This is a genomic window from Sphingomonas phyllosphaerae (assembly GCF_029623345.1).
In the GTDB taxonomy this organism is placed as follows: domain Bacteria; phylum Pseudomonadota; class Alphaproteobacteria; order Sphingomonadales; family Sphingomonadaceae; genus Sphingomonas; species Sphingomonas phyllosphaerae_C.
The window spans coordinates 36,498-49,113 of record NZ_JAPYKH010000016.1; the positions used below are offsets into that span (position 1 = coordinate 36,498).

11 protein-coding genes are annotated in these 12,616 nt (G+C 69.0%); 8 read left to right on the top strand and 3 right to left on the bottom strand.

The window, feature by feature from the left end:
• Window positions 1-32 precede the first annotated feature (32 nt).
• From QBJ89_RS14680 to QBJ89_RS14705, 6 genes are all read left to right on the top strand, one after another.
• Entirely contained in the window at window positions 33-1,859 is a 1,827-nt protein-coding gene (locus QBJ89_RS14680) for a DUF885 domain-containing protein (RefSeq protein ID WP_277981219.1), read from the top strand.
• 99 nt (window positions 1,860-1,958) lie between these two features.
• Window positions 1,959-2,393, top strand: coding sequence for a ribose 5-phosphate isomerase B (gene rpiB / locus QBJ89_RS14685; RefSeq protein WP_277981220.1), 435 nt, complete (start codon window positions 1,959-1,961; stop codon window positions 2,391-2,393).
• On the top strand, window positions 2,390-3,697 hold the full coding sequence (gene glyA / locus QBJ89_RS14690) for a serine hydroxymethyltransferase (RefSeq protein WP_277981221.1): 1,308 nt from the start codon (window positions 2,390-2,392) through the stop codon (window positions 3,695-3,697). Before rpiB ends, glyA begins: the two co-directional genes overlap by 4 nt.
• 11 nt (window positions 3,698-3,708) lie before the next feature.
• Entirely contained in the window at window positions 3,709-3,906 is a 198-nt protein-coding gene (locus tag QBJ89_RS14695) for a hypothetical protein (RefSeq protein WP_277981222.1), read from the top strand.
• 32 nt (window positions 3,907-3,938) lie between these two features.
• A complete protein-coding gene (gene nrdR, locus QBJ89_RS14700) occupies window positions 3,939-4,403 on the top strand; it encodes a transcriptional regulator NrdR (protein WP_277981223.1) in 465 nt (154 codons plus the stop codon).
• Between the two features lie 145 nt (window positions 4,404-4,548).
• Entirely contained in the window at window positions 4,549-5,628 is a 1,080-nt protein-coding gene (locus QBJ89_RS14705) for a TrmH family RNA methyltransferase (protein WP_277981224.1), read from the top strand.
• A 9-nt stretch (window positions 5,629-5,637) separates the two neighbouring features.
• Here QBJ89_RS14705 and QBJ89_RS14710 read toward each other — a convergent pair whose 3' ends face one another.
• Window positions 5,638-6,519: a hypothetical protein gene (locus QBJ89_RS14710; protein ID WP_277981225.1), complete on the bottom strand. Its 882-nt coding sequence runs from the start codon at window positions 6,517-6,519 to the stop codon at window positions 5,638-5,640.
• A 398-nt stretch (window positions 6,520-6,917) separates the two neighbouring features.
• Window positions 6,918-8,276: a dicarboxylate/amino acid:cation symporter gene (locus QBJ89_RS14715; RefSeq protein ID WP_277981226.1), complete on the bottom strand. Its 1,359-nt coding sequence runs from the start codon at window positions 8,274-8,276 to the stop codon at window positions 6,918-6,920.
• Between the two features lie 261 nt (window positions 8,277-8,537).
• Between QBJ89_RS14715 and fumC the strand changes: the two genes are divergently transcribed.
• Window positions 8,538-9,953: a class II fumarate hydratase gene (gene fumC, locus QBJ89_RS14720; protein WP_277981227.1), complete on the top strand. Its 1,416-nt coding sequence runs from the start codon at window positions 8,538-8,540 to the stop codon at window positions 9,951-9,953.
• A gap of 271 nt (window positions 9,954-10,224) precedes the next feature.
• Here fumC and QBJ89_RS14725 read toward each other — a convergent pair whose 3' ends face one another.
• Window positions 10,225-10,506, bottom strand: a complete 282-nt coding sequence (locus tag QBJ89_RS14725) for an ETC complex I subunit (protein WP_277981228.1) — start codon at window positions 10,504-10,506, stop codon at window positions 10,225-10,227.
• 185 nt (window positions 10,507-10,691) lie between these two features.
• On the opposite strand from QBJ89_RS14725, the gene dnaK reads away from it, so the two are divergent.
• Window positions 10,692-12,599: a molecular chaperone DnaK gene (gene dnaK, locus QBJ89_RS14730; RefSeq protein ID WP_277981229.1), complete on the top strand. Its 1,908-nt coding sequence runs from the start codon at window positions 10,692-10,694 to the stop codon at window positions 12,597-12,599.
• Window positions 12,600-12,616: the final 17 nt, after the last annotated feature.

Here is a 12,616-nt window from a genome sequence, read left to right on the forward strand (position 1 = left end):
ACATGTAGGCGCGTCGCACCGGGAGAGAGTGAATGCGCCTGAACGCCGCGCTGTTGTTGACCTCGACCCTCGCGCTGGTCGCCGCCGCGCCCGCGCCGCAGGCCGCCCCGCCCGCGGCGCCCACCGCCGCGACCCAGGCGGCCGATCGCGCGCTGCTCGCCTTCCTCGACCAGGCGTTCGACGAGCAGCTCGCGCTCAGTCCCGAGGGCCAGACCCAGCTCGGCCTCAAGACCAGCGAGGACCGGCTCGACGATTACACCGACGCCGCGCAGGTGCGCGCGCGCGACCTCGCCGAGCGCCAGCTCGCCGTGCTGCACCGCCGCTTCCGCCCCGCGCAGCTCGGCGAGTCGGCGCGGGTCAGCTACCGGCTGTTCGAGGAGCAGGTGGCGCGCGACCGCGCCTCGTTCCGCTTCCGCCAGCTGCGCTTCCCGGTCTCGACCAACGGCAGCCCGGCGGGGTCGATCCCGGTGCTGCTGATCAACAACCACCGCGTCGACACCGTCGCCGACGCGCAGGCCTATGTCGCGCGGCTGCGCGACACCGAGCGCGTGATGCGCGAGGTGGCCGCGACGATGCGCGCCCAGGCGGCCAAGGGGATCATCCCCAACCAGGTCAATTTCGCCCCGGCGCGCGCCGACGCGCTCAAGGTCGTCACCGGCGCGCCGTTCGACGCCGGCGCCGATTCGACGCTGCTCGCCGACTTCCGCAAGAAGGTGAGCGCGCTCGACGCCCCCGCCGCGACCAAGGCGCAGCTGCTCGCCGACGCCACCGCCGCGCTCAAGGGTCCGTTCCGCCAGGGCTATACCGTGCTGATCGCGGCGCTGGACGAGATCGCGCCCAAGGCGACGGGCAATTACGGCGCCTGGCACCTGCCGGACGGCGCGGCCTATTACGCCGACCGGCTGCGCGAATCGACCACCACCGATCTCAGCGCCGAGCAGATCCACCAGCTCGGGCTGCAGCAGGTGGCGGCGATCCGTGGCGAGATGGAGGCCGTCAAGCGCCAGGTCGGCTTCACCGGCACGCTGGAGCAGTTCTTCGACAAGGTCCGCACCGACCCGTCGCTCAAATATCCCAACACCGCGGCAGGTCGCGAGCAGTATCTCGGCGACGCGCGCGCGGTGATCGCGGGAGTGATGGCCGCGGCGCCGCGCTATTTCCGGGTGCTGCCCAAGGCGCCGCTGGAGGTGCGCGCGGTGGAGAAGTGGCGCGAGGGCACCGCCTCCACGGCCTTCTACAACCCGCCTTCCGCGGACGGGACGCGGCCCGGCATCTATTATGTCAATCTGGTCGACATGAACCAGACGCAGAAGGTGCAGGTCGCGGGCATCGCCGCGCACGAGGGCGCGCCGGGGCACCATTTCCAGATCGCGCGCCAGCAGGAGCTGGCCGATCTGCCCAAGTTCCGCAAGTTCGGCGGCTACGGCGCCTATATGGAGGGCTGGGGGCTCTATTCGGAGCGGCTCGCCGACGAGATGGGCGTGTACAAGACGCCATACGATCGCTTCGGCATGCTGTCGCTCCAGGTGTGGCGCGCGATCCGGCTGGTGCTCGACACCGGCATTCATTCCAAGCGATGGACGCGCGACCAGGCGATCGCCTATTTCCGCGCCAACAGCTCGGTGTCGGACACCGATATCGCGCGCGAGGTCGACCGCTACTTCAACTGGCCGGGGCAGGCGACCAGCTACATGGTCGGCCAGCTCAAGATCGCCGAGCTGCGCGCGCGCGCCGAGCGCGCACTCGGCCCCACGTTCGACATCCGCGATTTTCACGAAGCGGTGCTGAGCCAGGGCGCGCTGCCGCTCGGCGTGCTGGAGGAGCAGGTCGATCGCTATATCGCGGCGAAGAAGGGGTAAGCCGCGCCGCGCCCCATTCGCGCTTGACTGCGCCGCGCCCGGGAGGCACCCGGCGGGGATCGCGGGCGATCGTCCGCCCGCGCCCGGAGGAGTGATCCCGTGCGAGTCGCCATCGCTACCGACCATGCCGGCTTCGCGCTCAAGCAGGAGCTCAAGGCCTGGCTCAACGAGCAGGGCCACGCCGTTACCGACCTCGGCACCGATGGTACGGCCAGCGTCGATTATCCGGACTATGGCCGCGTCCTCGCCGAGACGATCGCCTCGGGCCGGGTCGAGCGCGGCATCGCGCTGTGCGGGTCGGGCATCGGCATCATGATCGCGGCGAACCGCAACCCGGCCGTGCGCTGCGCCTTGGTGTCGGAGCCTTATTCCGCCGCGCTCGCGCGCAGCCACAACGACGTCAACGCGATCGCGCTCGGCGCGCGACTGATCGGCCTCGACATGGCCAAGCAATGCGTCGCCACCTTCCTCGCGACCGATTTCCTCGGCGGGCGCCACGCCGCCCGCGTCGACATGCTCAAGGAGCCCGTATGAGCACCAACCCCGCCCACCAGCTCACCGCTGCGCCCGACGGCTTCTTCGACCGCGGCCTCGCCGAGGCCGATCCCGCGGTGTTCGCCGGGATCGAGCATGAGCTGACCCGCGAGCAGACCCAGATCGAGCTGATCGCCAGCGAGAATATCGTCAGCCGTGCGGTGCTCGAGGCGCAAGGCTCGGTGTTCACCAACAAATATGCCGAAGGCTATCCGGGCAAGCGCTATTACCAGGGCTGCCACCCGTCGGACGAGGTCGAGCAGCTCGCGATCGATCGCGCCAAGCAGCTGTTCGGCTGCGGCTTCGTCAACGTCCAGCCGCACTCGGGAGCGCAGGCCAACGGCGCGGTGATGCTCGCGCTGGCCAAGCCGGGCGACACCATCCTGGGGCTCAGCCTCGACGCCGGCGGCCATCTCACCCATGGCGCGCGCGCGGCGTTGAGCGGCAAGTGGTTCAACGCGGTGCAGTACGGCGTCGACGCCGAGACGCATCTGATCGACTATGACGCGGTCGAGCGGCTCGCCGCCGAGCATAAGCCGCGCGTCATTATCGCGGGCGGCTCGGCCTATCCCCGCCACATCGATTTCGCGCGCTTCCGCGCGATCGCCGACCAGGTCGGCGCGACCTTCATGGTCGACATGGCGCATTTCGCGGGGCTGGTCGCGGGCGGGGTGCACCCGACCCCGTTCGGCCACGCGCATGTCGTCACCACCACCACGCACAAGACGTTGCGCGGCCCGCGCGGCGGGATGATCCTCACCGACGACGAGGCCATCGCCAAGAAGATCAACTCGGCGGTGTTCCCGGGGCTGCAGGGCGGCCCGCTGATGCACGTCATCGCCGCCAAGGCGGTGGCGTTCGGCGAGGCGCTGCGCCCCGAGTTCCGCGGCTATGCCGCCGCGGTGGTGGAGAATGCCAAGGTGCTGGCGGCGACGCTCAAGGAGCGTGGCGCCGACCTCGTCTCGGGCGGCACCGACACGCATCTCGCGCTGGTTGATCTCACCCCGCTGGGCGTCACCGGCCGCGATGCCGACGAGGCGCTGGAGCGCGCCGGGATCACCTGCAACAAGAACGGCATCCCCAACGATCCGCTGCCGCCGGTGAAGACCAGCGGCATCCGCGTCGGCTCGCCCGCTGGCACCACGCGCGGCTTCGGCACGGGCGAGTTCCGCGAGATCGGCAACATGGTCGCGGACGTGCTCGACGGTCTCGCGCAGAAGGGCGAGGCGGGGGACCCGCAGGTCGAGGCGAGCGTTCGGGACCGTGTGCGCGCTTTGTGTGCGCGCTTCCCGATCTACCAATAGGAGACTCGCCGATGGCGACGTTCGACGACAAGGCGCGCGAAGTGCAGAGCAACGTCAAGGGCACGCCCGGGCTGGGCAAGAGCATGGCGAAGTGGAGCGCGCTCGGTGCCGTGGTGGCGATCCCGGTGCCGATCGTCGGACCGGTGTTCGGGGCGATCGCGGGTGCGGTCTATGCCTATCGCAAGGGTACCAAGAACCGCGGGCTCTAAGCCGCGCGCGCTGCAACGGGTGAACGACTGAGATGCGCTGCCCGTTCTGCGGCCATGACGCGAGCCAGGTGAAGGACAGCCGCCCCACCGACGACGGCGCGGCGATCCGTCGCCGCCGCCAATGCGAGGGCTGTGCCGCGCGCTTCACCACGTTCGAGCGCATCCAGCTGCGCGAACTGACCGTGGTGAAGAGCGAGCACCGCCGTGAGCCGTTCGATCGCGAGAAATTGCTCCGCTCGATCGCGATCGCGGCGCGCAAGCGCCCGGTCGAGCCGATCCAGCTCGAGAAGCTGGTGAGCGGCATCCAGCGCCAACTCGAGACCAGCGGGGACGCCGAGATCTCGGCCAAGCGCATCGGCGAGATGGTGATGGACGGGCTCAAGGGGCTCGACTCGGTCGCCTATATCCGCTTCGCCAGCGTGTACCGCGACTTCAGCGAGGCGCGCGACTTCGAGGAGTTCGCCGGCAGCGTCGAGGAGGCCGGGCGCGAGGGGTGAGGCAGCGCGCCCGCTTCCGTGCCGGTCAGCGATTGATCTCCGCCCGCTACCGTCGCCCTCCGATGCGCCTGCCGCTTCCCCTCGCCGTTCGGTTCGAGCAGCATCGAGCTTGCCGAGATGCGTCCGTCGAGAACATAGGCCAGCGATGAGCTTCTACGTCTACATCCTGCGCTGTGCCGATGGCAGCTACTATACCGGCCATACCGAGGATCTGGAGCGCCGCGTCGCCGAACATCAGGCCGGCACGATCCCCGGCTACACGCATGACCGCCGGCCCGTGGAGCTGATGTGGTCGCAGGATTTCGCCACCAGCGCCCAGGCGCTCGAGCGCGAACTCCAGGTAAAAGACTGGTCGCGCAAGAAGAAGGAAGCGCTGTTCCGCGCCGACTGGGAGGTGGTCGCGGAGGCGGCGCGTTCTCGACCGCGCGTCTCGGCTGCGCTCGATGCTGGCTCGAACCGAACGGAAGAGGGGCAGGCGATGAATCAGGAGGAAATGGTCTCAGCCACCGCCCCGTCCCCGGTCATCGTGCTGGTACGCCCGCAGCTCGGCGAAAATATCGGTAAGGCCGCGCGCGCGATGCTCAATTTCGGGCTGACCGAGCTGCGCCTGGTGGCGCCGCGCGACGGCTGGCCCAATGCCCAGGCCGGCCCCGCCGCCTCGGGCGCCGACGTCGTGCTCGAGCGCGCGCGCGTGTATGACAGCGTCGCCGACGCGGTGGCCGATTGCGCCCATGTCTACGCCACCACGGTGCGCAAGCGCGGCGTCACCAAGCCCGTCGTCACCCCCGCGGTGGCCGCGCGCGCGATCCACGCCCACTCGGGCCGGTCGGCCATCCTGTTCGGCCCGGAACGGTCGGGGCTCGAGACCGACGACGTCGCGGTGGCGCGGACGATCGTCACGGTGCCGATCAACCCGGAGTTCGGCAGCCTCAACCTCGCCCAGGCGGTGATCCTGGTCGCCTATGAATGGTCGAAGGGGCAGGCGCTCGCCAGCCCGCCCGAGACCGAGCTCGCCCCGCCGGCGCCGCAGCAGGAGCTGGACGGCATGATCGCGCAGCTTGACGCGCTGCTCGACGAGGCGGGCTATTTTTTCCCGCTCGACCGCGCGCCGGCGTCGCGGCGCACGCTGCGGACGATGCTGACCAAGCCCGGCTGGAACAGCCAGGAGGTCCGCACGATGCGCGGCGTGCTCTCCGCGCTGGTGCCGCGCCCACCGCGTGGCTGAACCCGCCGCTCAATCAATCCGTGGGGTCTCCGGTCGTCCGCCCAGATAGGCCGAGGCGGGCGCGTGGAAGGGGAAGCCCGCCGCGGCGACGCGGTTGAGGATCAGCTGCATCGAGCCGTGACGCGCCTCGCACGCCATCGCGCTGGCGCGTTCAAGCCAGGCCGGGTCAACCAACGTGCCCGAGCGCGTGCGCATCAGCGGGCCGCTCGGCCCCGTCATCGCGGCGATTCGGCGGCGTACCGTGGTGTCGGGCAGCGACAGCGCGCGCGCGATCGCGGCGACGCGCACGGCATGGCTCTGGCGGAAGGTCGCGCCGCTCTCGCCGCGCGCCGCCAGCGTACCGCCTTCGGCGGCGAAGCGCTGCGTGTTGGCATGGAGGATCGCGGAGAAGATCGCGGTGTCCACCGCCTCGGGGAACAGGTTGCGGTTCTGATCGACCAGCGCCAGCACCAGATCGAGCAGCCCGCAGATCCCGTCGGTTTCGGTGAACTGGCCGACCGAGCGGATCGTCGGCAGTTCGATCGCACCCGCGGCCGTGGCATCGGCCACGAAGCGGACGAAGCAATCGTGCGCGTAGCGCAGCTTGGCTTTGATGAAGCGGCTGCGCCAGAAGCGCGGCGACATGGTCACCCCGGCGTCGATCCGATGGCACAGCCCCGAGTCGATCAGCGCGGCGATGTGGCGGCGCACCGTCTCGAACGGCCGCCCGAGCGACAGCGCCGCCGAGTGGATCGAGATCGCGCCGTCGCGCTCGGGCTTGGTCAGCGCGGTGCGCATCAGTAGCGCCAGGACGAGCAGACGGTCGACGTTGCCGCGCAGCGGCCGCAGCATGGCGATGTTGATGCCGGTATGCAGCTCGGCGATCAGCCGCACCTTCTGATGAATGGGCATCGAGAGACGAACGCTGGCATGAGCGGGGGGCATGTCAGTCTGACGTCGCGCGGCCGTCGCATAATTCGGCACCGTGCTGGTCCTTTCACATCGAGTAACCATCGCCGTCAAGACAATCATTCCCGAATAAAGACAGACGAGTGTCGGCGTTTTCCAATGGTTGCACGAGCTCCCTGCATAGCCGTGCAACCCGCCGACCTCCGCAAGGCCTTTTTCAGCGGAATGAGTACATTATACGGTAAGGTGGAACCGTCGCACAGGTGCCTTTTACCCAATATGGTTGGTAGATGATCTTTTCGTCAGTTGAAGTTCAGCTTAGCGGCGGGCGTCCGAAACAGTCCTCACGTTGCGTCGTCTGGCGCCCGGGAGACAAGATGTTGCTCCGAGCCTGAGGCAGATCAACTGGCCTGGTTGGTAACCATTGGCCGCGCGGGTGATCCGGCAGCTGGCGGCACAGCGTCCAGAGGCGCCGGGTCGCCGCGCAACGCCGAATCGAGTCGCGCGCGGTCCAGCTTGTTCTCCCACCGCGCCACCACGATCGCGGCCACCGCGTTGCCGACGAAGTTGGTGAGGCTGCGGCACTCGCTCATGAAGCGGTCGACGCCGAGGATCAGCGCCATGCCCGCCACCGGGACGGTCGGCACGATCGACAGCGTCGCCGCCAGCGTGATGAAGCCGGCGCCGGTCACCCCCGCTGCGCCCTTGGACGAGAGCATCGCCACCGCGAGCAGCAACAGCTGCTGGCCGAGCGACAGGTCGACGTTGCACGCCTGCGCGATGAACAGCGCCGCGAGCGTCATGTAGATGTTGGTGCCGTCGAGGTTGAACGAATAGCCCGTCGGCACCACCAGCCCGACCACGCCGCGATCGCACCCGGCCGCCTCCAGCTTGGTCAGCAGCCCCGGGAGCGCCGGCTCGGACGAGGAGGTGCCGAGCACCAGCAGCAGCTCGCCCTTGAGATAGGCGATCAGCCGCAGGATCGAGAAGCCGTGCAGCCGCGCCACCACGCCCAGCACGCCCAGCACGAAGATCAGCGAGGTCGCGTAGAAGGTGAGCACCAGCCCGCCGAGGTTGACCAGGCTGCCCGCGCCATATTTGCCGACCGTGAAGGCGATCGCGCCAAACGCGCCGATCGGCGCCGCGCGCATCAGGATCGCGACGACCTTGAAGACGACGAGGTTGAGCCGCTCGACGAGCTCTAGCACCGGCCGCGCCGGCTCGCCGACCAGGCTGATCGACACGCCGACCAGGATCGCCACCAGCAGCACCTGAAGGATGTTGTCCTGCGCCAGCGCGGAGGCGAGCGTGGTCGGGATGATCGCGAGCAGGAAGCCGATCAGCGAGGTCTCGTGCGCCTTGGCGGCATAGTCCTTCACCGCGCCGGTATCGAGCGTGGCGGGATCGACGTTCATGCCCGCGCCGGGCTGGACGACATTGGCCACGATCAGCCCGACGACCAGCGCCAGCGTCGAAAAGAACAGGAAATAGCCGAACGCCTTGAGCGCGATCCGCCCGGCCGAGCGGAGTTCGCTCAATCCCGCGATGCCGCTCACCAGGGTGAGGAAGATGACCGGCGCGATCACCATCTTCACCAGCTTGATGAAGGCGTCGCCCAGCGGCTTGAGCGCGGCGCCGAGCGTCGGGTGGAAATGGCCGAGCAGCGCGCCGGCGACGATCGCGACCAGCACTTGGACGTACAGATGCTGGTAGAAGGGACGCGGCGCGGGCGGCGGCGCGGCGGCGGGGATGACGGTCATGGGCCTCTCCTGCGTCCGGCGGTCGGACGTCTCGTCATCCTAGGATACGCGCGTCGGGCGATCGCGCCAGCGCCGCTGCCACGCGCCCGGAAAGCCACGGAAATGCTGGCGGATCGCCCTCCTGCCGACGCCGCGACGACGACCTGGCGTGCGGATTTCCGCGGCGGGGCGGGCGCGCCTGTGCCGAAGTTCGCGCGGCGCGGCGGGTCGGCACCGCCGACGCATCGCGCAACGTCGCGGCGGCCGGCGAGTTGACCCGGCATGACCGACCCCCGCACCGAACCCGCCGCCACCCGCACCGAGACCGACGCGCTCGGCGCGATCGAGGTACCCGCCAGCGCCTACTGGGGTGCGCAGACCGAGCGCAGCCTCGAGAACTTTCCGTTCGGCGCGCGTGAGCGGATGCCGATCGAGATCGTCCGCGCGCTCGCGCTGGTGAAGCAGGCGGCGGCGCGGGTGAACCGCCGCCACGGGCTCGCTGCCGAGAAGGCGGAGGCGATCGAGGCCGCGGCGCAGGAGATCACGCAGGGGCTGCTCGACGACCAGTTCCCGCTGGTGATCTGGCAGACCGGCAGCGGCACGCAGAGCAACATGAACGTCAACGAGGTGATCGCGGGCCGCGCCAACGAGATTCTCACCGGCCAGCGTGGCGGCAAGGCGCCGGTCCACCCCAACGACGACGTCAACCGCGGCCAGTCGTCCAACGACAGTTTTCCCACCGCGCTCCACGTCGCCTGCTCGCTCGCGGTGCGCCAGCGGCTGATCCCCGCGGTCGAGCGGCTGCACGCCGCGCTTGACGCGCGCGCGCGCGAATGGGCCGGGCTGGTCAAGATCGGCCGCACCCACCTCCAGGACGCGACGCCGCTGACGCTCGGCGACGAATTCTCCGGCTACGCGCACCAATTGTACCGCTGCATCAAGCGGATCGAACCCGCGGTGGAGCAGGGTACCGACAAGCTCGCGCAGGGCGGCACCGCGGTCGGCACCGGCCTCAACGCGCCCAAGGGCTTCGCGCGCGACGTCGCCGCCGAGCTCGCGGCGATCACCGGCGTGGCCTTCGCGCCGGCGGAGAATTTCTTCGAGGCGCTCGCCAGCAACGATCCACTCGTCCATCTCTCGGGCGTGCTCAACACGCTGGCGGTGGCGTGCACCAAGATCGCCAACGACATCCGCCTGCTCGGCTCAGGGCCGCGCAGTGGCCTCGGTGAGCTCGACCTGCCCGCCAACGAGCCGGGCAGCTCGATCATGCCGGGCAAGGTCAACCCGACCCAGTGCGAGATGCTGACGATGGTGGCGGCGCAGGTGATGGGCAACCACGTCGCGGTCACCGTGGGCGGCGCGCAGGGGCATCTCGAGCTCAACGTCTTCAAGCCGATGCTGGGCGCCGCGGTGCTGCGCTCGATCGACCTGCTAGCGACCGGGTGCGAGAGCTTCGCGCTGCGCTGCGTCGACGGGCTGCGCGCCAACGAGGCGCGGATCGGCGAGCTGGTCGAGCGCTCGCTGATGCTGGTGACCGCGCTCGCGCCCGAGATCGGCTATGACAATGCCGCCAAGATCGCCAAGCACGCGCACGAGCGCGGGCAGACACTGCGCGAGGCCGGGCTGGAACTGGGGCTGGTGGACGAGGCGACGTTCGACCGGGTGGTACGGCCAGAGGCGATGCTGGGGGAGCGGTAGAAGGCGGCACTGCGGCGCGTCACCGTGACGTCCGCAAGCTCGTTCGATGCTTTGCCTCACACCATTGCCGTCATCCTGAACTTGTTTCAGGATCCACTGGTGCGCCGGCATCGCGACCGCTAAGTGCGCGGATCGGTGGATCCCGAAACGAGTTCGGGATGACGCCAGCTAAGGGGCAAGCGGCGCGTCAAGCTTCCGCCTTGGCCCGGTGCGCACGCCCGATGTGGCGCCCAGGTCAGTCCATGGCGTCAGGCGCGCTCCCCGCCCGATCCTACCGGAAATTGTCCGCGTAGCTCTGTAGCTTGAGCGTCTTTGTCGGGGTCGGGATAACGGTGTAGCGCAACCCCTGCTGCTCGGCATACGCCACTGCCGCCTCGCACGTCGGGAAGCCCAGCTTGATCTGGTCGCGCGTGTCGCCGCTGCCGGCCCAGCCGGTGAGCGCATCGGCCTTCTTGGGCTCGCCGGGCTCGAATTCGAGCTGCCAGTGATCGGTGCGGGCCTTGCCCGACTGCATGGCGTTCTTCGGGCGCTGGTAGATGCGGGCGGTCTGCATGACCGGCGTCATACGGGTCACGCGCGAGTCAGGCAATCGTTCCCGGCCGCCCCCGCCACACGGCCGCCGCAATCTTGCGGGGCGCGACCGCGCACCTATATCGCGCTTCGTCATCGCGGTTGCGCTGCCGTAACGGGGCGTCGCCGCAACATTACACGTCAACGCAGGGGCTAGGCAAAGCACTCATGGCAAAAGTTATCGGGATCGACCTCGGCACCACCAATTCGTGCGTGGCCGTGATGGAAGGCGGCAAGGCCAAGGTCATCGAGAATGCGGAGGGCGCGCGCACCACGCCGTCGATCGTCGCCTTCGCCAAGGACGGCGAGCGGCTGATCGGCCAGCCCGCCAAGCGCCAGGCCGTGACCAACGGCGACAACACGATCTTCGCGGTGAAGCGGCTGATCGGCCGCCGCTTCGACGATCCCGTCACGCGCAAGGACACCGAGCTGGTCCCGTACAAGATCGTGCGCGGCCCGAACGGTGACGCGTGGGTCAGCGCCGGCGGCAAGGAATACAGCCCGTCGCAGATCAGCGCCTACACGCTGCAGAAGATGAAGGAGACCGCCGAGTCGTATCTCGGCGAGACGGTCACGCAGGCGGTGATTACCGTCCCGGCGTACTTCAACGACGCCCAGCGCCAGGCGACCAAGGACGCCGGCCAGATCGCGGGTCTCGAGGTGCTGCGCATCATCAACGAGCCGACCGCGGCGGCGTTGGCCTACGGCCTCGACAAGCAGGACGGCAAGACGATCGCGGTCTATGACCTCGGCGGCGGCACGTTCGACGTCTCGGTGCTCGAGATCGGCGACGGCGTGTTCGAGGTGAAGGCCACCAACGGCGACACCTTCCTCGGCGGCGAGGACTTCGACAACAAGATCGTCGACTATCTCGCGCAGGGCTTCCAGAAGGACGAGGGCATCGACCTCACCAAGGACAAGCTCGCGCTCCAGCGCCTCAAGGAGGCCGCGGAGAAGGCGAAGATCGAGCTGTCGTCGGCGCAGTCGACCGAGGTCAACCTGCCCTTCATCACCGCCGACCAGAACGGCCCGAAGCACCTGGTCAAGACGATCACCCGCGCCGACCTTGAGCGGCTGGTCGAGGACCTGATCAAGCGCACGCTCGACCCGTGCAAGAAGGCGCTGGCCGACGCGGGCGTCTCCGCCAATGAGATCAGCGAGGTGGTGCTGGTCGGCGGCATGACGCGCATGCCGCGCGTGCGCGAGATCGTGAAGCAGTTCTTCGGCAAGGACCCGCACACCGGCGTCAACCCCGACGAGGTGGTCGCGATGGGCGCGGCGATCCAGGCGGGCGTGCTGCAGGGCGACGTCAAGGACGTGCTGCTGCTCGACGTGACCCCGCTGTCGCTCGGCATCGAGACGCTGGGCGGAGTGTTCACGCGCATGATCGATCGCAACACCACGATCCCGACCAAGAAGACCCAGGTCTACTCGACCGCCGACGACAACCAGCAGGCGGTGACGATCCGGGTGTTCCAGGGCGAGCGCGAGATGGCGGCGGACAACAAGCTGCTCGGCCAGTTCGATCTGGTCGGCATCCCCCCGGCGCCGCGCGGCGTGCCGCAGATCGAGGTGACGTTCGACATCGACGCCAACGGCATCGTCAACGTCTCGGCCAAGGACAAGGGCACCGGCAAGGAGACCCAGATCCGCATCCAGGCCTCGGGCGGTCTCTCCGACGCCGACATCGACCAGATGGTGCGCGACGCCGAGTCGTTCGCCGAGGAGGACAAGAAGCGCCGTGCCGCGGCCGAGGCGAAGAACAATGCCGAGTCGCTGATCCACACCACCGAGCGTCAGCTCGCCGACAATGGCGACAAGGTCGACGAAGCGCTCCGCGGTGAGATCCAGGGCGCGATCGACGCCGCCAAGAAGGCGGTCGAGTCGAACGATCCCGAGCAGATGAACGAGAAGAGCCAGGCGCTTGCGCAGGTCGCGATGAAGCTCGGTCAGGCGATCTACGAGAAGCAGGCCCAGAGCGAGGCCGCGCCGCAGGGCGAGACCGCGCAGGCCGACGCGCCCAAGGATGACGTGGTCGACGCCGAATTCTCGGAAGTCGACGACCACAAGGCGTGATCCGCGCCGGAGTGAAC